This window comes from Streptomyces sp. NH27 (genome assembly GCF_056859195.1).
In genome coordinates this window covers 1-17,916 of sequence record NZ_JACEGK010000095.1, presented here as the reverse complement: position 1 = coordinate 17,916, position 17,916 = coordinate 1, and the positions used below count along the sequence as shown (strand labels likewise).

General features: G+C 68.8%; 18 protein-coding genes. 8 read left to right on the top strand and 10 right to left on the bottom strand.

Annotated features, from left to right (window positions below; all coding sequences use genetic code 11):
- Window positions 1-131: 131 nt before the first annotated feature.
- Complete coding sequence (locus AC13HU_RS10835; protein ID WP_483041579.1) at window positions 132-674, top strand: hypothetical protein; 543 nt, start codon at window positions 132-134, stop codon at window positions 672-674.
- A 22-nt stretch (window positions 675-696) separates the two neighbouring features.
- On the opposite strand, the gene AC13HU_RS10830 is transcribed toward AC13HU_RS10835, so the two are convergent.
- Window positions 697-2,679, bottom strand: a complete 1,983-nt coding sequence (locus AC13HU_RS10830; RefSeq protein ID WP_483041578.1) for a hypothetical protein — start codon at window positions 2,677-2,679, stop codon at window positions 697-699.
- Between the two features lie 519 nt (window positions 2,680-3,198).
- Here AC13HU_RS10830 and AC13HU_RS10825 point away from each other — a divergent pair.
- Window positions 3,199-3,597 carry a hypothetical protein gene (locus tag AC13HU_RS10825; protein WP_483041577.1) on the top strand — a complete coding sequence of 133 codons (399 nt, stop codon included), beginning with the start codon at window positions 3,199-3,201 and terminating at the stop codon, window positions 3,595-3,597.
- A 21-nt stretch (window positions 3,598-3,618) separates the two neighbouring features.
- Here AC13HU_RS10825 and AC13HU_RS10820 read toward each other — a convergent pair whose 3' ends face one another.
- The 4 genes from AC13HU_RS10820 to AC13HU_RS10805 form a co-directional block, all read right to left on the bottom strand.
- Window positions 3,619-3,936, bottom strand: a complete 318-nt coding sequence (locus AC13HU_RS10820) for a hypothetical protein (protein WP_483041576.1) — start codon at window positions 3,934-3,936, stop codon at window positions 3,619-3,621.
- 127 nt (window positions 3,937-4,063) lie between these two features.
- Complete coding sequence (locus tag AC13HU_RS10815; protein WP_483041575.1) at window positions 4,064-5,074, bottom strand: aldo/keto reductase; 1,011 nt, start codon at window positions 5,072-5,074, stop codon at window positions 4,064-4,066.
- 143 nt (window positions 5,075-5,217) lie between these two features.
- Window positions 5,218-5,724 (bottom strand): DUF3618 domain-containing protein, encoded by a 507-nt coding sequence (locus AC13HU_RS10810; protein ID WP_483041574.1) that lies wholly within the window; start codon window positions 5,722-5,724, stop codon window positions 5,218-5,220.
- Window positions 5,721-6,122: a phage holin family protein gene (locus tag AC13HU_RS10805; RefSeq protein ID WP_483041573.1), complete on the bottom strand. Its 402-nt coding sequence runs from the start codon at window positions 6,120-6,122 to the stop codon at window positions 5,721-5,723. Before AC13HU_RS10805 ends, AC13HU_RS10810 begins: the two co-directional genes overlap by 4 nt.
- A 308-nt stretch (window positions 6,123-6,430) precedes the next feature.
- On the opposite strand from AC13HU_RS10805, the gene AC13HU_RS10800 reads away from it, so the two are divergent.
- Together AC13HU_RS10800 and AC13HU_RS10795 are read left to right on the top strand one after the other, a co-directional pair.
- Window positions 6,431-6,742 (top strand): hypothetical protein, encoded by a 312-nt coding sequence (locus AC13HU_RS10800; protein ID WP_483041572.1) that lies wholly within the window; start codon window positions 6,431-6,433, stop codon window positions 6,740-6,742.
- A gap of 177 nt (window positions 6,743-6,919) precedes the next feature.
- Complete coding sequence (locus AC13HU_RS10795; RefSeq protein WP_483041571.1) at window positions 6,920-7,369, top strand: type II toxin-antitoxin system PemK/MazF family toxin; 450 nt, start codon at window positions 6,920-6,922, stop codon at window positions 7,367-7,369.
- Between the two features lie 48 nt (window positions 7,370-7,417).
- Here AC13HU_RS10795 and AC13HU_RS10790 read toward each other — a convergent pair whose 3' ends face one another.
- Window positions 7,418-8,101: a hypothetical protein gene (locus AC13HU_RS10790; protein WP_483041570.1), complete on the bottom strand. Its 684-nt coding sequence runs from the start codon at window positions 8,099-8,101 to the stop codon at window positions 7,418-7,420.
- Between the two features lie 714 nt (window positions 8,102-8,815).
- Here AC13HU_RS10790 and AC13HU_RS10785 point away from each other — a divergent pair.
- Window positions 8,816-9,304 (top strand): hypothetical protein, encoded by a 489-nt coding sequence (locus AC13HU_RS10785; protein WP_483041569.1) that lies wholly within the window; start codon window positions 8,816-8,818, stop codon window positions 9,302-9,304.
- Between the two features lie 418 nt (window positions 9,305-9,722).
- Here AC13HU_RS10785 and AC13HU_RS10780 read toward each other — a convergent pair whose 3' ends face one another.
- Window positions 9,723-10,937, bottom strand: a complete 1,215-nt coding sequence (locus AC13HU_RS10780) for a helix-turn-helix transcriptional regulator (protein ID WP_483041568.1) — start codon at window positions 10,935-10,937, stop codon at window positions 9,723-9,725.
- A 673-nt stretch (window positions 10,938-11,610) separates the two neighbouring features.
- On the opposite strand from AC13HU_RS10780, the gene AC13HU_RS10775 reads away from it, so the two are divergent.
- Together AC13HU_RS10775 and AC13HU_RS10770 are read left to right on the top strand one after the other, a co-directional pair.
- Window positions 11,611-12,030, top strand: coding sequence for a radical SAM protein (locus tag AC13HU_RS10775; RefSeq protein WP_483041567.1), 420 nt, complete (start codon window positions 11,611-11,613; stop codon window positions 12,028-12,030).
- Between the two features lie 178 nt (window positions 12,031-12,208).
- Window positions 12,209-12,550: a hypothetical protein gene (locus tag AC13HU_RS10770; RefSeq protein ID WP_483041566.1), complete on the top strand. Its 342-nt coding sequence runs from the start codon at window positions 12,209-12,211 to the stop codon at window positions 12,548-12,550.
- Between the two features lie 219 nt (window positions 12,551-12,769).
- On the opposite strand, the gene AC13HU_RS10765 is transcribed toward AC13HU_RS10770, so the two are convergent.
- Window positions 12,770-14,302, bottom strand: coding sequence for a VWA domain-containing protein (locus tag AC13HU_RS10765; RefSeq protein ID WP_483041565.1), 1,533 nt, complete (start codon window positions 14,300-14,302; stop codon window positions 12,770-12,772).
- A 98-nt stretch (window positions 14,303-14,400) separates the two neighbouring features.
- Between AC13HU_RS10765 and AC13HU_RS10760 the strand changes: the two genes are divergently transcribed.
- Entirely contained in the window at window positions 14,401-15,093 is a 693-nt protein-coding gene (locus tag AC13HU_RS10760) for a DUF4232 domain-containing protein (protein ID WP_483041564.1), read from the top strand.
- A 127-nt stretch (window positions 15,094-15,220) separates the two neighbouring features.
- Here AC13HU_RS10760 and glpK read toward each other — a convergent pair whose 3' ends face one another.
- Both glpK and AC13HU_RS10750 read right to left on the bottom strand, forming a co-directional pair.
- On the bottom strand, window positions 15,221-16,738 hold the full coding sequence (gene glpK / locus AC13HU_RS10755) for a glycerol kinase GlpK (RefSeq protein WP_483041580.1): 1,518 nt from the start codon (window positions 16,736-16,738) through the stop codon (window positions 15,221-15,223).
- Window positions 16,739-16,834: 96 nt separating this feature from the next.
- Window positions 16,835-17,680 carry an MIP/aquaporin family protein gene (locus tag AC13HU_RS10750; protein ID WP_483041563.1) on the bottom strand — a complete coding sequence of 282 codons (846 nt, stop codon included), beginning with the start codon at window positions 17,678-17,680 and terminating at the stop codon, window positions 16,835-16,837.
- Window positions 17,681-17,916: the final 236 nt, after the last annotated feature.

Below are 17,916 nucleotides of genomic sequence, written 5' to 3'. Positions count from 1 at the left end.
CCTCCAGCCCGACGTAACCCCACCTGACGCCACGCCACCAGGGCCCTCTCCCGCCACCGGCCCACCGTGCGGTAGTTTCCGAACGCACCGCCCTCCAGGGCGGTGCCGGTCACGCCACACGGGGGGTCCACATGTCCGGGTTCGCGCGACGCAAGCACGCGCCACACAGCGCCGTATGGGCGTCGACCTGCGTGGTGGGCGCGGTGGCGCTCGCGCTGGCGGCGACGGGGTGCTCCAGCTCGCCGTCGGGGCCGAAGGCGAAGGACTCGGCGGCGAAGATGGCCGCGGACGCGCGGTGGGTGGCGGCGAAGGAGCGAGGGTTCAACAGGCCCACGACCGCGTTCACGGTTACCCAGGACGGCACCAAGGCGGTGTCCTGCGGGCACGGCAAGGCCCGCTACTCCTTCGCTGGACACCAGACGTTCACCATCGTCCCGGCGGGCACCTATCTGAACGTCACCACCAGTAGCGGTGAGGGGCTGCTGGCGGACCGGGGCTATCTCTTCGACTCCGACGTGAAGACGGACGACGACGTCGACAGCCACATGACCAAGCCGCTGGTGGACAAGAAGGCCCGTATCCACTTGACCGTTACAGCGACCGCTTCCGGCGAGCACGCGACGAGCGAGGTGTGGGCCGTCACGGCCCACACCGACTGCCTGCGTACCGGCTGAACCCGCGGGGCCGGCTCGGCCGTCATATCCCGCCGTCCACTTCGTGGGCCGCCGCGTCGATCTCCGCACTGTTCATCATGCTGGACGTGAAGGACTGCTTCTGCTGGAGCGAGTCCGGGTGCTGGGCGTCTCCGCGCTGGTCGTTGACCCAGTCGTCGAACGAGTCGAGCTGGTTCTCCTTGGCCAGTTCCTCGAAGGACTTGAGCTTGCCGTCGGATCCCTTGAGGTCGTCAGGCAGCGGTGTGTCGGGCTTCCAGCCGCCCTCCAACAGGGTGGACGTCATGGTGTAATGCGTCTGCATGATCCGCTCGTAGTTGGCGTCCTGGAGCTTATCGGTGCGCGGTTCGCCCTGGTCCACGTACGCCGAGCCGCCGTACTCCTTCGCGGTGAACATGCCGACTCGCCAGGCAAGGGTGGACCCGTAACCGAGTTCGGGCTCGCCGACGACTTCCGAACCGAGGATGACGAAGCGTTTCAGAGCCTCGCGATTCGCCTCGTCGGAGGCGTCCATGTCGCCGCGGACCTTCTTCTCGGCGTCGTACTCCGCGCGTCCGATGTTGCCGAACGCCTGAGACGCGAGGTTGTAGGTGTTCGGGTCCTGCTTGCCGGCGTTGACGGCAGTGGCGTCCCGGTGTGCCGCCTTGACCAGGATGTCGTGCTGGAGGTTCCCCATCACTTCGTCGTACGGTGCGCTGTACGAGTCGTCACCCGCGAAGGTCTTGAGGAACTTGTAGGTGTCCTGGCCGTTGAGGAGGAATGCCGGGTTCGTGCCCACGACGGTCTGGTATTCCGCGGGGACGCCGAGCATCGAGTCCTTGACGTTCTGGCTCACTCCGCTACCGCTGGAAATCAACTCCTGCGGGTAGGAAGCCGCCAGGCGTCCCAGGTCCTGCTTCGCCCAGCCGTCGAAGTTCTTGTCAATCTCGTCGGCGTTGTTGCCGGCGGCGAGCATCGCGGAGAAGGCGAAGACGTTCTCGTAGTCATCGTGTTTCTCGGGGCTCGCCTGCCATTCGCCGTTCTGGTCGTTGTAGCCCTTCACACCCGCCCCGGTGTCGATGGCCTTGCCAAGATTGGTCTGCACATCCGAGTCCCATTTGGCGTACTTGAAGAGGATATCGAGATGGCCTTTGATATCTGGGTTCTTCGGGTCGCCCATCTGCGAGATGGCGGTTTGGTCTGCGGACTTGTTGTTGCTGAGGGCGCCGAGTGCCACGGCCACGGTGTCCTGGGGGAGACCGAGTTGCTTCGCTTCGGACATGGTGCCGCGGAAGTCCTGGTCTGGGTCCTTGGCGACTTGGTCCAGAACGGAAGCACGGCTGGCGTCGGCGAGGAACTTCGAGTCGAAGTCGCCGTACTGCATCATCGCCATCCGGTCCCAGCCGGCCGGGTAATCGCCCTTGGGGACGGGGGTGGTGTACAGCTTCTTGACCTTGTCGAAACCGGGGGCCGGGTACGGTGCGCGGCTGGCGGCGCCGAACGCCTTGCTGTAGACCTCAAGGTCCTTCGGGGCGGTGTTGCTGCCGGTGGCGGCCAGTATGCTGGGCAGACTCACCGCGAGGTTCGGCGGTTTGAGGGCGGCGTAGAAGGCAGAGCAGTAGTCCGGGTCGTCCTCGTGATCCTTGAGCTGCTCGGCGATGTCGTGGTATTGCTTGCCGCTATTGCCGCCCAGTTTGTCGACCGAGCTGACTTGTTTGGCGAGATCCTGCGCCTGCTTCCGCGCCGCCGCGCTGCTGATCACCGGCTCGGGCACTTGCACGACATAGGTGGTGTCGCCGCCGTGCTCCAGCCCGATCGCCAGGCTGTAGCGGCGCTTGAGGCCGGGTACCTGGTCGTCCATCCATGACGCGATGTTGTTCAGGGTGTTGAGCGGGCTGTTGTCGAGGCCGTGCTGGTAGAAGCGGAACCAGTACAGGCCGTACGCGTCGTGCAGGCTTTCCTTGTCGGCGCTGAACGACGAGATCATGCCCTTGAGCGCCTGGGGATCGATCCCCGAGAACTCCGTCATCTGCTTGCCCCCCCTGGGCTCTTAGCGGGCGTGGTGCGCGCGTGGCGGCCGGGTGCGGGTTGGCCGACGCCGCTGGTTTCCGATCACGCATCGCTATCTTCTGGTCACACCAGTACAGTATCCGCCTGGTGCCGCGTGTGCCGCGTGTGCCGCATGGGGCACTTGGGTCCGTTCGCGGGCGTGGAGTACGTAACGCACCCGGGTGCGAGGAACCGGTCGATGGGGTGGGGCAGTTGCGCGCCGCATTCCCGGCGTGGTCCCGCGCGCAATTGCACGTTGCGGGCCTCCCCAACGAGCTCCATGACCGTGGACGCGCCATGGCCTCGGTCGTTCGCGGCGCATACGGTGCCGGTCATGTCATGGATAGGGGGAGGTCGTATGTCGGTGCACTCACGATCGGTTCGGACGTCGCGCCACGGCGCGTGGGCGTCGGTCGGTGCGGTCGGTGCGGTGGTGCTCACGCTGGCGGTGACGGGGTGTTCCAGCTCCCCGTCGGGGCCGAAGGCGAAGGACTCGGCAGTGAAGATGTCGACGGACGCGCGGTGGGTGGCGGCGAAGTTCCGGACGTACTACAAGGCCACGACACCGTTCACGGTCACCCAGGACGGCACCAAGGCCGTGTCCTGCGGGCACGGCAAGGCCAGCTACTCCTTCGCCGGGCACCAGACGTTCACCGTCGGCCCGGTGAGGACCTATCTGAACCTGTCGACAGTGGTTGATCCGTGGCTCCAGGGCCGCGGCTACTCCATCGATTTCGACAAGAAGTTGACCTATGAGTTCGACACCCGCAATTCCGAGAATCTGGTGAACAAGGAGGCCCACATCCACTTGACCGTAAGGGCGACCGCGGCCAGTGAGAAGGCCACCACCGAGCTGTGGACCGTCACCGCCCACACGGACTGCCTGCGTACCGGCTGAGCCGGGCCGGGGGCAGGTCGCTCAGATGTACTGGCCCTGGTCCGCGTGCCAAGCCTTGGCCGCGGCTTGGGTGACCTCGGCCGGGGTTCTGGCGATCTCCGCGTCGATGATCGGCAGGAGCTTGTCGACCATGGTCTTCACCTGGGACCGCTGGTGCGTCACGTGCTGTTCCCACTTGCTCGCGGCCTTGCCGGTCCACACCTTCCTGCCGCCCATGTCTCTGGCGGTGCTCTCCAGAGCATCGCGGTAGGTCTCGATGTCGCCCGCGAGATCGTTGCGCAGGCTTTTGAGCGCGGTCAGGGCCGGGTTGACCACTTTCGGCTGGCTCGAATCGCCCATCGTCTCCCCCTGTTTCGTCCCCTGTTTCGTCCTCGCCGACACCGTACCGATTGCGGCGTGGCCGCGCAGCCCGAGGTGCTGGTGGGCAACTCGGTTCTGCGCGGCGGAGGTTACCGGGCGAGGGAGGTCACCAGGCGAAGGACTCCGGGGCGGGGCCGGGGCTCGGGAAGATGGCGTCGAGTTGGGTGAGGAATTCCGGGGTGAGGGTCAACTCGGCTGCGCGGAGGGCGGATTCGAGGTGCCGCGGGGTGCGCGGGCCGACGATGGGGCCGGTGACGCCGGGCCGGGTGAGCAGCCAGGCGAGGGCGACCTCGCCGGGCTCGACCGCGTGCTTGTCGCAGAGCGCTTCGTACGCCTCGACCTGCGCGCGTACGACCGGGTTCGCCAGGCCCGCGCCGGACCGGCCGACGGACGTACGGGAACCGCCGCCCTCGCGCTCCTTGCGCAGCGCCCCGCCCAACAGCCCCTGGTGCAGCGGCGACCAGGGGATGATGGCAAGCCCGTATGCCCGTGCCGCGGGGATCACGTCGGTCTCGGCGCGCCGCTCGAAGAGGTTGTAGAGGCACTGCTCGCTGACCAGGCCGAGTGAACTGCGCCTGGCCGCAGCCTCGTTGGCCTGGGCTATGTGCCAGCCGGCGAAGTTGCTGGACCCGGCGTAGAGGATCTTGCCCTGCTGCACCAGGACGTCGATCGCCTGCCAGATCTCCTCCCACGGCGTCGCGCGATCCACGTGGTGGAACTGGTAGACGTCGATGTGGTCGGTGCCGAGCCGTTTGAGGCTGGCGTCCACCGCACGGCGGATGCCCAGCGCGGAGAGCCGGTCGTGGTTGGGCCACGCACGGTCGAACAGCGACGAGCCGTCGTTCGTGTCGTTCAGGTACACCTTCGTGGCCAGTACGACCTTGTCCCGGCGGCCGCCACCCTGCGCGAGCCAGCTGCCGATGATCTCCTCGGTGTACCCCTTGCGCTCATCCACCCCGTAGACGTTCGCGGTGTCGAAGAAGTTCACCCCCGCGTCGAGGGCCGCGTCCATCAGCGCATGGCTCGCCTCTTCCGTCACCTCCGCACCGAAGTTCATCGTTCCGAGTACGACCCGGCTCACTCTGAGCCCCGTCCGACCGAGCTGCACGTATTCCATGCCGCCAGCGAACACCTTGGAGCGCACTCGATGGCAAGCCCCCGCGTACAGGTTCGGCGTACGGGTCCGCCGTACGGAACCGGCGTACGGGTTCGGCCCGGCGCGGCCGAGGGGCCGGTCCGGGCCGAGCCGGGACGGACGGATCAGGAGCGGTCGCAGCGGCGGGCCCACACGAGGGCGGCGGCCGCTGCCGCGGAGACGGTCGCCGCCGCGAGCGCCGGGGTGTACGAGCGGACGGCGGATACGGCGGGCGCGGTGGCCGATCCGGAAGTTGATCCGGTGGCTGATCCGGAAGCCGATCCGGAGGCAGCGGGGGAGACCACGGCGGCGGCCTCGGTGTCAGGCGCGGCTGGGGGGATCTCCGCGCGATGGGCGCCCACCCCCGCGGCGAGCGCCGCCGCGTTGTCGGGGGCGGACGACGAGCCGCCGGGCAACCGGGACTTGACGCTGCTGGCCGCGTGCGCGGCCCTCGTCCGGGTGCGGTCCTCCGCGGCGCGCAGCCGGCCCGCGGTGTCACGCGCCTTCGCTTTCGCCCGCGCGGGGACGTCCACCTTGGCGGCGAGGTCCTCGACGGTCTGGCCCAGCGCCTCGCGGGTCTCGGCGATCTGCCGTTCGAGCTCGGCGAGGTGGGGGTCGGTACGGGGCGTCATCGCTTGGCCCTCTCCTTCAGGATCACCAGGTCCTGGTGAACGCTGTCCACGGTCTCCTCCGGCACGGGTGGCACCGCCCGCTTGACCTCGCCGCGGCCGATCAGCGCCGCGATCCCGGCGATGAGCAGCAGCCCACCCGCCACGATCAGCGCGGACGCCCACAACGTCAGCGGCATCGCGATCGCGGCGATCGCGGCCGTGATCAGGGCGGCGAGGGCGAAGAAGGCCATCAGTCCGGCCGCGCCGAACAGCCCGCCGCCGATCCCGGCCCGCTTGCCCTTCTGCGTCAGCTCGGCCTGGGCCAGCTTCATCTCCTGTCTGACCAGGTCGGAAAGCTGCTCGGTGCCCTCCTTGACCAGTGTGCCCACCGACCTGGCGGACCCGTTCGCATGCGCCACGACCTTCACCTCCGGCTCCAGGGGTTGTCCTGCCCGGGTTGCCCGTATTCGCGATCGGAAACACGTGAGCGGAAAGCCCGCGATCGGAGGCCCGCGATCGTGCACAGCAGGGCGCCGGCCTGCACCAGGTCCCCTGCCAGGTCCGCGTTCCGCGCTCCACGCGAGACGCTCCGCGCAAGCGCGCCGACCGCTAGCCGTTTACCGACAGTGAAAATCGTTACCGGGTCTCGTTCTGCCGGTTTCCGGGCGTACGCTCATCTGTGGGGGATGAATCGGGACGAACCGAAAGTACCGATCGAGGTGGGCATATGGCGCTGTACGGCTCTGAGGCGACCCATCGAAGGGCCCTTGTGCTGAGCGAGGTCGCCGCGGACGGGGCGAGCGGGCTTTCCCGCGTCCTGCGGCGGGCCTCATCCGGGGACGAGGACGCGGCCGGGATCACCGTCTCCGCCCTCGTCCGCTCGGTCCGACCGCTCACCGCGCTAGACGCGCACGAATTCCTGCGACGCGCACACATCCGTGAGTCCGACCTCGCCGGCGGCATCACCCCCGGCCAGCGGGTCGCGCTGGTGTCCCTGGTCGACCGTTTCTCCCACCTGCACCCGCCGGCGGCGTTCTGACCGACGGTGTCGGCAGCGGTCTGGTTGCCGGTCCGGGTACGGGTTCGGGCGCGGGGTCCGCGTACGGCGAAGCGGTCGGGCCGGCCGCGTGCGGCGAACCCGCGTGCGCCTGGGCCCGTGCGGGTATTCCGGGGAGGCGCTGGTGAGGGTGGCCGCGGGGGCTATACGGTCGGCGGGGTGACGACGTTTACCGAGAGTCAGCCCGAGTTCCCGGGGGCCAGTGGCCCGTATGCGACTACGGAGGCCGAGCCGAGGGATGTGGGCCGGGTTCGTACCGAGTACGCACCGGTGCACGACGGGGACCCTGATCCGGGGGAGATCGTGTGGACCTGGGTTCCTTCTGAGGAGCACGACGGGCGGGGGAAGGACCGGCCGGTGCTGGTGGTGGCGCGGGAGGCGGGGGGCACGCTGCTCGCCGTTCAGCTCACCAGCAAGCGGCATGACGGCGGGGACTGGCTCGCGATCGGGGCCGGGCCGTGGGACCGGGAGGGGCGCGACTCGTGGGTGGTGCTCGACCGTGTGCTGAGGCTGCACGACCAGGGGATGCGGCGGGAGGCGTGCGCGCTGGACCGGGGACGGTTCAACCTGGTGGTGAACCGTCTTCGTGAGCTGTACGGGTGGGCCTGACCCCCAGGCGTCCCGGGGCCGTCGGCTCCGGGACGCCTGGCGGTGGCGTCAGGACTTCTGAGCGGGCTCCGCCTCGTCCGAATCAGCTGACTCTTCCGTGGAGGTGGCCTCCGCGTCGGAGTCCTCGGCCGTCTCCGGGGCGGTCACCTCGGCTTCTTCCGGTTCTTCCGGTTCTTCCGCCTCGAAGTACGTGTCGAGGACGGTGTCGAGCTGGCTGGTCCACTCCTTGAGCTGGCCGCGAGAGGTGGCCTCGACCTGCGCGTCGTACCACCGGCGCTCAGGCGTGTAGACGGTCACCGAGAAGCGCCGCCCGAACCGGGGAGTGTCGATCTCGACCGCGGCGATCTCGTCCCAGGTGAACTCCGCTTCCTCCTCGTCGAGGCGGAAACGCACGCCGACCCGGTCCGCGACGATCGCACCTCGCCGGTCCGAGACGTCGAACACGGAGCCCTCGGCATCGCCGTCCCCCGCGTCCGCCGCGTCCTTGTCCTCGGCGTACTCCGACGCCGCCTCCGCGTCGTCCTCCGCCCCAGCGTCCGCCTCGGGCTCCGCCTCCGGCTCGGCGGCCTGCGGTTCCGCCGCCGGCTGCTCGGGAGCCTCGGCCTGCTCCGGGACGGCGTCGGCCGGCCCGTCCGCGTCGGAGCGCGCCGGAGTCAGGCCGGGCACGTACGCCGGGTCGAGGCCGGCGGCGGGCATGGACGGGGTGATCGAACCTATGCGCTGCTGCTCCACGGCAAGCAGTATGGCCGATGAAGCTGTGTCGGCAATCGCCGGACCACATAACAACATGGCAGCCCTTGCGTTTATGCCACACCCGAGCCCTAATTGCCCCAAAAGTCCCCTACGCTCTTATTTGCCCAACCACCCACCAGCCCCCTCCACGGAAGCCCCGCACCGGCCCGGGGAGGTGCGAGGGTCCGCAAGGTGCCGAGACCAAACGACGCGACCGGCCGTCCATGGTCAGGTAATCCCGTCCCCAACAGACCAGGCCCACCGGCACAGCTTCCTTTCAAGGAGTACCCGCAACTAACCCAGACCCAGGGGCGCGGGGAACTGCGCTTAACAAACACCCTTGGTTGTAGTTGGGACTACGACAAAGGGGCTGGTCAGAGTGGGTGTGTGGGAGTGCGCGGGGGATGGGGTCTACACCGACGGTACGGCGACGGTTGCGCGTGAGGGGCGGCGTTGGCGGCTGAACGGCGGGACGCTGTACGGCACCCTGCGGGACGCTAAGGCAGCGGCGGACGCGACCCCGGTTCCCGCCCCTCGTGTCCCCGCACAGCGCAAGGCACCGGCGGCCAAGCCTGCCTCCGCCCGCAAGGCTGCTCCGGCCCCCGCTGCCGATCCGGGCGCGGCGGTTGACCTCTACCTCCGCAAGTCCAAGAAGGTGCAGAACGGGGACCGCTCGCCGCGCTGACCGTCGCCGACCTGGAAGACGCGTTCTTGTTGGCAGTGGCCGAGCGGTACGCGGCGCTGCGGCACCCGGAAGCGTCGGCCGATGTGGTGGAAGCCCAAGATGCACTGCGGGCGGCACGCGCCGAACTCGCCGCATTCGAGAAGGAGTTCAGCGCGGGTGTCTACAAGAGGCAGCGGGCAATGGCGCTGTCCCTGCGGGAACAACTCACCGAGGACGTGGAGACGGCACAGGCGGCCGCGTCGGCGCTGACCGCTCCCAAGGTTGACGTTTCCGAGTTCGTGGACGGCTTGGCCGCCAAGGTGTGGGAGGGAGCCGAGCACAACGAGCGGCGCGACTTGCTGCGGCTGGCGATCGACTGCATTTACGTCAAGCGCGGCAAGCGCGGGCAGGCATTCGACGGTGACGCGCGCATGAATGTTCAGTGGGCCGGTACCAACGCCCCATCGTTGCATGGCGGTTCCCGCTGTCACGCGGGTAGCGACGGCATTTACACGTTCACCACTCGTCCCGACCGGTGAACCACCCAACGAGGTACCCGACCGCCATTTCCAGCGAAGGGAGAGGCCAGCCGGGATTCTCTCCTGGTCCCGGCTGGACAAAGTAGCTGGGTTCCCGATCCGGCGTCATGCTTGCAATGATCCAAAGCCGGTGGGTTACGTCCGGGGCGCTATCCGCGTAGTCCATGAAGAACCACCCGCAAAGTTCACCCGTCGGCCGCTGCTCGAACCACTCGAACCGGCAAGATCCTACGTACTCGATATCACCCAACTGGCGTGTCATTTCTGACTGATCCTCCGTCAATTAGTTGTAACACTCTGAACCTAGGAACGTTCCTAGGATGGCCCCGATGGCCTCACCGGCTGTCGGGGGATTTTCGCGCTTCTGGCCCCCCTCGGCCGGCCGGGACCCATAGGTTTCTGACCTGCGGTTTTCTCGCTAGGCAGCCTGAGAATCAAGCACGGCGCGGACCTCGGGCACGTCGCGGAATTCAGCGAGCCGAGCGAGAACGACCCGCCCCCGTTCCGCTGTCCTCTCGCTGGAAAGGTCGGCCGACAGCGTGAGCATGCGTTCCGCCGTGGCCGCCGCTTCCTCGGGTTCGTTCGCGTCGGCATACGCAACAGCGAGCCATGAGAGGTAGAGCGCCATTTCTCGCATGTGCGTCGCGTCGTACTCGCCGAGGACTTCCCGTAGCAACGGCACTGCCCGCAGCGGTCGGCGTGGTTCCGTGTAAACCCGAGACTCCATGACGCGCAATTCCCCGGCGTCCACCCAATACAAGTATCCCGGTGACTCGGCTCCCTCGCTGTCGTCAGCAAGGGCCTGACCCGCTTCCCCGAGGGCGCGCATTGCCGCTTGTGCATTCTCCGAACCGCCCGCTTTCGTGGCCGCCCAAGCTACCCGATCGTTGTATAGCGCACGCGCTTTCGGAGATGCATCCGGCCCGGCCCCGTCCAGTGCGGCGCGGGCAAGATCGAGTCCTCCCGGCTCCCGCCCGGTGTTGCTGAGCTGGTAGGCGAGTGACCCGGCAAGGTTCCCGGCTAGCATCCGGTCCTCGGCTTGCGTGGCCGCGCTGAGACCTAGCCGATAGATCCTCTCGGCTTCCTCGTGTTGCCCGGCATCGCTGGCAATCCATCCTGCAATCTGCGCCAACTCCCCAATTTGAACGAGTAGCTGACGCCCCGTCAGGTCGGCGTAGGAGTGCTCTCGGAATATTCGAACGGCCTTTCGAATCTCCCGTAGCGCGGGCCGGATGAGATCCCCGCCCGCAAGGAAGTCGTCTGCAAGCCGTAGACCGTGCACCCGCTGTCGTAGGTCTTCCACCTGGCCGACGCCGAGCCTCCCGCCCGTGCGGGTCGCCGGCGGCTCTAGGGGGTCCTCGGCGGGCAGGAAGTCAGCGAGGGTCGGCAAGGGTGGTTCGGCGGGCGTAGGCGGTCCCGTGAGGGCTTCCACGGGGACGCCGAGCGCCGCAGCGAGGAAGGGCAGCCATTCACGCGGCGTGCGCTTGCCTGTCTCCCAACGACTGATCTCTTGGCGGCCGACCGGATCACCGGGAATCCCCGCTGCCCGGCAGACCTCCCGCGCTAGGCGCGCTTGGCTCCACCCGAGCCGGTCACGCTCCCGCCGGATGTTGGCCCCAACGTTGCTCCCCATGGGTCCAGTCTGGCCGACAGTTGGCCTACACGTGGCCGCTATGCGCTGACTCATGCCGGGGGGACGTTGGTCAATGCAACACCCCCGCTACCGTGCGACCGGCCCGGGGGTGTGGACCACCTGATTGGGCAGGCAGCCATGGCGAATAGTAGAGGGTCCTTGAGCCATGTTGGTAACGGGTCCGGGAGAACGCAGCGCTTTTTTGTCAGCGCGAGCAGAGGGCTTCCCGTCGCACTGACGATTTCACCTCCGGTTCTTCCGGAGGATGCGCTGAAATGGCCGGAATTCCAGTGCGGCTGCCCTAAATGCCCGGACGGCGAGGCGAAGATAGAGTGAGCGGCGAAAATCCCAAGAGCGAGACAGGACCGGAAGAAGCACGGCGGTAGCCGCTGCCCTCTCTTGAGGAATTGGCAAAGCGCGCCGAGGAGTTGGCCGGGGCGATTCGGCGACACCTGGCCAGGCCGTGACCGCCAATCCAAAGGGGGGCAAGGCCGGTCCGGCGACGACCTATTGCGGTTGCTGCGCCGGTTGGCGCGAAATCTGGTGTCCCGACTGCTTCGGGTTCTTCGGATGCGAGACATGCAAGAACACGTTCAAGGTTCCCTGCCCAGTATGTGCGGGTGGCGATAGGGAGCCCATCCGGTGGCGAAGGACGAACGTTAGGAGTTCGCTAATGCACGCTGCCCAAAGCGCGCTGAAATTCGCGTGGTTAGAGGTTACGGGCCTGTGCAACGAGTTCTGCGATCACTGCTACGCGGACTCGTCGCCCAAGGGAACGCACGGCACGATGACCGTTGCCCACTGGACGAACGTAATCGACCAGCTTTCCGGCATGGGTGCACTTGACGTTCAGTTCATCGGCGGAGAGCCGACGCTGTACCCGCACCTTCCGGAACTGATCCGGCACGCGCACGGGTCCGGGCTATCCGTGGAAGTGTTCTCGAACATGACCCACATCCGGCCGGAACTGTGGGAAGCATTCACGGACTGCGGGGTCAAACTCGCCATGTCGTACTACTCGGACACGGCCGAGGAACACGACAGCGTGACCAGGCATCCGGGGTTCGCACAAGAAGACCCGGGCGAACGTTGAGAAAGCGCTCAGCCTCAATCTCCCGCTTCGCGGTGGGGTGGTGGCCGTGCAGGAAGGTCAGCGCGTCCAAGAGGCTGCACGGGACCTTTCCGCGCTGGGAGTCGGCGCAGTCGGCGGTGACAGCGCGGCTACGATCGGCGCACCCGCGTAACACGCTGAGTTCCCAGGGAGAGCACAAGTGGAAGACCACGGCGACGACTTCGGCAGGTGGGTCACGGAAGGCAACGCGGTCCAGCGGACCGAGGAGGAATGGGCGACGATCGCCGGTTACATCAGGCACGCGGCGAACAAGGTCGGTCCCGTCCTCCCGCTGTGCCTCCCGGGTGAGCCCCAGGAATGCGGCCGGAGCGCACAACAGCACGTGTTGGCGTGGGCCGCTCACCTCAAGGCCGTTGCACACCACCTGATCGAACAGTCAGCGCCGAGTGAGGCACGGGCGGCACACGTGGCCGGGCCGCTCTACCAACGACGGCTGAACGAGCTGCGCGCACAGAACGCCGCCGTGCCTGCCTCCCGCTGATTACTGGGCCCCGTCCGTGCGTCCTCCCCGTGGCGCATGGGCGGGGCCTTACGCTGTCTGACCGGCGGTAAGGCAGGACCGATACGCCGCCGACCTGGGTAAACGCTTGGTAACGATGCAACCCAGACTGCTTGACAGACCTGCGCGACAAGCCCCCCACCGCCAGGTGGTCCCGGAACCGACAGCACCACGGCACCCGGAGGGTCCCGCTCACCAAACTCAGCGAATAATCCTCGCCGCCCGCGCAGCCTTGAGCCAGATCGGGAACTCCCCCATGAGTAGGTCGTACAGCTCGGCGTCGTCCCGCTGGCGTGGATCGCTTCCGGCCGCGAAGAACCCCGCGTTGTCGATCGTGCGGCCCTTGAGCGTGTCGAGCCGTTGGAGGAACTTCAGGCCGCGCGGGCTGCCGAAGCCGACGAACTGCCAGAAGATCGGCAACGTACAGGTCTGCTGGAGCAGCCGCTTGGTGGCGCCGCGGTCGAAGGGCTCGCCGTCGGTCTGGAAGACGACGTACGCGGGGTCGGTGGCGCCGCACTGCTGGTAGTGGTCGATCACCGCACGCATCGCGGGGGCGTAACAGGTGCCGCCCCAGGGCAGTTTGTGCTGGAGCGCTTCGACCCGGCCGGTGTGGTTGTCGAGCGAGATCTCGGAGACGAGGTTCACCTGGCTGCCGAAGACCACCACGGGCACCACGCCGTCGTCGTCGAGGTTCGCGGACAACCCGAGGACCTGCTCGGCGAGATGCTGCATGGTGCCGCTGCGGTAGTACGACTTCATGCTCGCGGAGTGGTCGAGGACGAGGTAGACCGCGGCGCGCTGGCCGGTGATGCCCTGCTTCTGCAGCGATATCCCGGCCTGCTTGTAGAGGTTGACCAGCGCCGGCGCCGCCTGCTCGACCTTCTCCAGGCTGATCGCGGGCGCGGCTGCACGCGTGGCCACGGGCGCGCTCGCGACCACCGGCGGCACCTGCGGCACCGGCACCGGCGTGGCCGGGGGAGCGGCCGGCGGTGCCACGGGCTGCGGCGGCACGGGTGGCGCCCACGCGGGCTGCGGCGGTACGGCCGAGCCCCCCGGCGGTGTGGCGACCGGACCGGTACCGGCGGGCGGCGCCCCCATGTCCGGCGGCGGCCCGAACTTCTGTGCGGGCGAGGGCATTTGGAGGGTGGGCGGCGCGAGTACGGCGTCGGGCACCGTGGCCGGCGACGGTGCGGCCGGCTCGGCGGCAGGTGCGGACGAGGGGGCCGCGGCGGGCTCGTCGTCCACCGACACCCCGAAGTCCCGGGCCAGCCCGGCGAGTCCGTCGGCGTAGCCCTGCCCGACCGCCCGCACCTTCCACGCGCCCGCGCGGCGGTAGAACTCGGCGAGCACCACGACGGTCTCGCCGAGCCGGCACGGCGGTGGCTCGAAGGAGACCAGCCGGTCGCCCGAGGTGACGGCGAGCCGCAGTCCGCTGCCGCTGCCGAAGACCGTGCCGGGCTCGTTCGCGTCGACGCTGACGACGACCGCGACCGTGCGCACGGCGGCCGGCACGCGCGCCAGGTCGACGGCGACGGCCTGCCCCTGCACGGTGACGCCGTCCTGCGCCGGGTGGTTGTAGAAGACCAGGTCGGTGTCGGCGCGCACCTTGCGGTCCTCGGCGAGCAGCACCGCCGACACGTCGACGGCCGTGCCGGTCGCGGTGACCTCGGCGCGGGCCCGGTCGCCGTCGAGGGCCGTGTTGCCGCCCGGTGTGAGTGCGATGGCGCCGGCCATGGCCTGCCTCCCCCTGCTGCGTGGTCTGGAGTGTCCCATTCTTGCCACATCTGCTGCCGGTTGGACCGGCGAGACGCCGATTATGTGATGATCGCGCGATGCGGACGACAAGGACATCGCGAAGACCGCGCGGCACGAGGACGGCGGCGGCGGCCGTCGCGGCGGCCGGAACCGCGGTGGTGGCGCTGCTGGCGGCCGGCTGCGGGACGCAGACCGACGGCGGCGCGTCGATGCCGGCCCCACCGCGTACGGACGACTTCAGGGTGCACGCCGACACCCTCCCGCCGGGCATCTCCGGTGGCACCGGCGTCCCGTCGTACGGTGTGCCGCCGACCGGCCGGCCCGGTACCACCACTCCGGCGCCCCCCAGCGGCCCCTGTCCGGCCTCGGGTCTGCGGGTGGGCATCGACGCGACGGACGCGGCCATGGGGCTGCGCCAGTCCGTGGTCACGCTGACCAACTGCGGCACCAAGTCCCTTGCCGTCAGCGGCTATCCGAAGCTGCGGCTGCTCGACGACCACGTCCGTACGGTGGACGTCCGGGTGCACCACGGCGACGACGTGGTCGACAGCGTCACCGACCCCGGGCCGGCCACGACGACGCTGCGCTCCGGCCGGCAGGTCATCGCGATCCTGGCCTGGCGGAACACCTACACCGAGTCGAACGAACCCCCCGCGCTCGCCGCCACCTTGGAGTTCACCGTCGCGGGCGCCAAGCAGCGCGTCCCCCTCAATGTCGACCTCGGCAACACCGGCAAGCTCGACGTCACCGCCTGGTACGTCCGCAAGTGACGCGGTGCGAGTGACGCGGTGCGAGTGACCTGCCGCGAGTGACCTGTTGGGCACGGCGAAGGCGGCCCCGACACATCGTCGGAGCCGCCTGTCGCGTACGGTCGTCCGCTGCTCGCGGATCGGCCGGCTACTCGACGTCCACCCAGTCCAGGGTGCGTTCGACCGCCTTCTTCCAGCCCTTGTAGCCGGCGTCGCGCTGCTCCTCGGACCACTCCGGCTGCCACCGCTTCGACTCGTGCCAGTGCTCGCGCAGTTCGTCGGTGTCGCGCCAGAAGCCGACCGCGAGACCGGCCGCGTACGCGGCGCCGAGCGCGGTGGTCTCTGCGACCACCGGGCGGCTGACCGGCACGCCGAGGATGTCCGCCTGGGTCTGCATGCACAGGTCGTTGGCGGTGACACCGCCGTCGACCTTGAGCACGTCCAGGTGCACCCCGGAGTCCTGCTCCATCGCCTCGACCACGTCGCGGCTCTGGTAGCACATCGACTCCAGCGTCGCCCGCGCCAGGTGGCCGTCGGTGTGGAAACGGGCCAGGCCGACGATCGCGCCACGGGCGTCGGAGCGCCAGTACGGCGCGAACAGACCGGAGAACGCCGGCACGAAGTAGATGCCGTCGCTGCCGTCCACGGTCCTGGCCAGCCGCACGCTCTCCGGCGCGACCTTGATGATGTGCAGCTGGTCGCGCAGCCACTGCACGGCCGAGCCGGTCACCGCGATCGAGCCCTCGAGCGCGTAGACCGCCGGGGCGTCGCCGAACTTGTAGGCGACCGTGGTGAGCAGGCCGTGCTCGCTGCGCACCGCCTCCGTACCGGTGTTGAGCAGCAGGAAGTTACCGGTGCCGTAGGTGTTCTTCGCCTCGCCGGGGGCGAAGCACACCTGGCCGACGGTGGCCGCCTGCTGGTCGCCGAGCACGCCGCAGATCGGCACCTCCTGCGACAGCGGCCGGGAGGTACGGGTCTTGCCGTACGCGTCCGGGTGCGAGGACGGGTTGATCGTCGGCAGCATCGCACGCGGGATGCCGAAGATGCCCAGCAGTTCGTCGTCCCAGTCCAGCGTCTCCAGGTCCATCAGCATGGTGCGGCTGGCGTTGGTGACGTCGGTGGCGTGGATGCCGCCCTTGGGGCCGCCGGTGAGGTTCCACAGCACCCACGAGTCGGTGGTGCCGAAGATCGCGTTGCCCTGCTCGGCGGCGGCGCGCAGCCCGTCGATGTTCTCCAGCATCCACTTGATCTTGCCGCCGGAGAAGTACGTGGCCGGCGGCAGCCCGGCCCGCCGCCGGATCAGGTCGCCGTGGCCGTCGCGCTCCAGCGCCTTGGCGATCGAGTCGGTGCGGGTGTCCTGCCACACGATCGCGTTGCCGTACGGCTGTCCGGTGCGCGGGTCCCACACCACCGCGGTCTCGCGCTGGTTGGTGATGCCGATGGCGGCCAGGTCGGCCGCGGTGATCCCGGCGTTGCGCACCGCGGTCTGGATCACCACGTTGGTGCGCTCCCAGATCTCGGTCGGGTCGTGCTCGACCCAGCCCGGGCGCGGCAGGTACTGGGTGTGCTCCAGCTGGTGCCGGGCCACCTCGTTCCCGTCGTGGTCGAAGATCATGAACCGGGTGCTGGTGGTCCCCTGGTCCACCGCGCCGACGAAGTCCGCCATGGCTAGCTGCCTCTCCTGGATCTGCTGGAGCTCCTGGGTCAACGAACATGCGTGGCAGCCGAGTTGCCTCGGCTGCCGGGGCCCGCTTCCGCGGGCTCAGTCCTGCGGGATCGGGGTACGGCCCGTGGGCTCCGGTGCCGCGTGGGGCAGGTGGCGGCCGACGAAGAGCTTGTAGGCGACGCCGCCGACGAGGCCGCCGACCAGCGGGCCGACGATCGGCACCCAGAAGTAGAGGTTGCCCCATTCGTCGCGCCAGGCCGTGTGGTAGCCGGTGATGTAACTGGCCAGCCGGGGACCGAAGTCACGGGCCGGGTTGATGGCGTAGCCGGCGTCCGTACCGAACGCCATGCCGATCGCCACGACCACCAGGCCGATGATGAACGGGCCCATGTTCGCGCGGGGCGGGTTGTTGAGCAGGTCGGTGATGGCCAGGATCAGGATCAGCAGGATCGCGGTGCCGATCACCTGGTCGCGGAACGCGCCCCATTCGTGCACGCCCGCGGCGGGGTTGCCGTTGCCGGGCAGCGTGGAGAAGACGAACTGCGTCTTGAAGGTGTGGCCGGGGTCGGCCCTGGCCAGGACTTCGGTGTAGTTCCAGCGCACCAGCAGCGCGGCGCAGAACGCGCCGAGCGTCTGGGCCAGCATGTAGGGCGCGACCTTCTTCCAGGAGAAGCCCTTGAAGACCGCGAGGGTCAAGGTCACCGCCGGGTTGAGGTGCGCGCCGCTGAGCCGGGCCGCGAGATAGACGCCGAGCGTCACGCCCAGGCCCCAGGCCCAGGCGATGCTGTCGTGGTTGCCCAGACCGCCGGGCGGTTTGGTCAGGGCTCCACCGGCGACGACCTGGGCGACCACGCCGATGCCGAAGAGGAGGAGGATCAGGGTGCCGGCGAACTCCGCGGACAACTCGCCGATCAGCCCTGAGCCGCGTGAACGTGGCGCCATGTCAGCCTGCTTCCCGCCGGTCGTACGGGACCGGCTGTGGCTCGTATTCGCACTTCTGCTCCTAATCAAGGAAGCACGGTGCAAACGAGGTGGCTCGTACGGATGAGCCGTTCGGGGGTGCGATGCGCTGCGCCGGGCGGGAAGGGGGTTCGCCGCTGGGGTGCTCGTTTGCGGCCGGCCGGCCGCTGGGGTTCCCCCGCGCCCCCTTGGACGCCCGCGCGCTACTGAAGTGGGGG

Excerpts from the sequence above, each read along its gene's own strand:
- AC13HU_RS10835 (WP_483041579.1), top strand. The coding sequence starts at position 132 with ATGTCCGGGTTCGCGCGACGCAAGCACGCGCCACACAGCGCCGTATGG.
- AC13HU_RS10830 (WP_483041578.1), bottom strand. The coding sequence starts at position 2,679 with ATGACGGAGTTCTCGGGGATCGATCCCCAGGCGCTCAAGGGCATGATC.
- AC13HU_RS10820 (WP_483041576.1), bottom strand. The coding sequence starts at position 3,936 with ATGGGCGATTCGAGCCAGCCGAAAGTGGTCAACCCGGCCCTGACCGCG.
- AC13HU_RS10815 (WP_483041575.1), bottom strand. The coding sequence starts at position 5,074 with ATGGAATACGTGCAGCTCGGTCGGACGGGGCTCAGAGTGAGCCGGGTC.
- AC13HU_RS10810 (WP_483041574.1), bottom strand. The coding sequence starts at position 5,724 with ATGACGCCCCGTACCGACCCCCACCTCGCCGAGCTCGAACGGCAGATC.
- AC13HU_RS10800 (WP_483041572.1), top strand. The coding sequence starts at position 6,431 with ATGGCGCTGTACGGCTCTGAGGCGACCCATCGAAGGGCCCTTGTGCTG.
- AC13HU_RS10780 (WP_483041568.1), bottom strand. The coding sequence starts at position 10,937 with ATGGGGAGCAACGTTGGGGCCAACATCCGGCGGGAGCGTGACCGGCTC.
- AC13HU_RS10775 (WP_483041567.1), top strand. The coding sequence starts at position 11,611 with ATGCACGCTGCCCAAAGCGCGCTGAAATTCGCGTGGTTAGAGGTTACG.
- AC13HU_RS10765 (WP_483041565.1), bottom strand. The coding sequence starts at position 14,302 with ATGGCCGGCGCCATCGCACTCACACCGGGCGGCAACACGGCCCTCGAC.
- AC13HU_RS10760 (WP_483041564.1), top strand. The coding sequence starts at position 14,401 with ATGCGGACGACAAGGACATCGCGAAGACCGCGCGGCACGAGGACGGCG.
- glpK (WP_483041580.1), bottom strand. The coding sequence starts at position 16,738 with ATGGCGGACTTCGTCGGCGCGGTGGACCAGGGGACCACCAGCACCCGG.
- AC13HU_RS10750 (WP_483041563.1), bottom strand. The coding sequence starts at position 17,680 with ATGGCGCCACGTTCACGCGGCTCAGGGCTGATCGGCGAGTTGTCCGCG.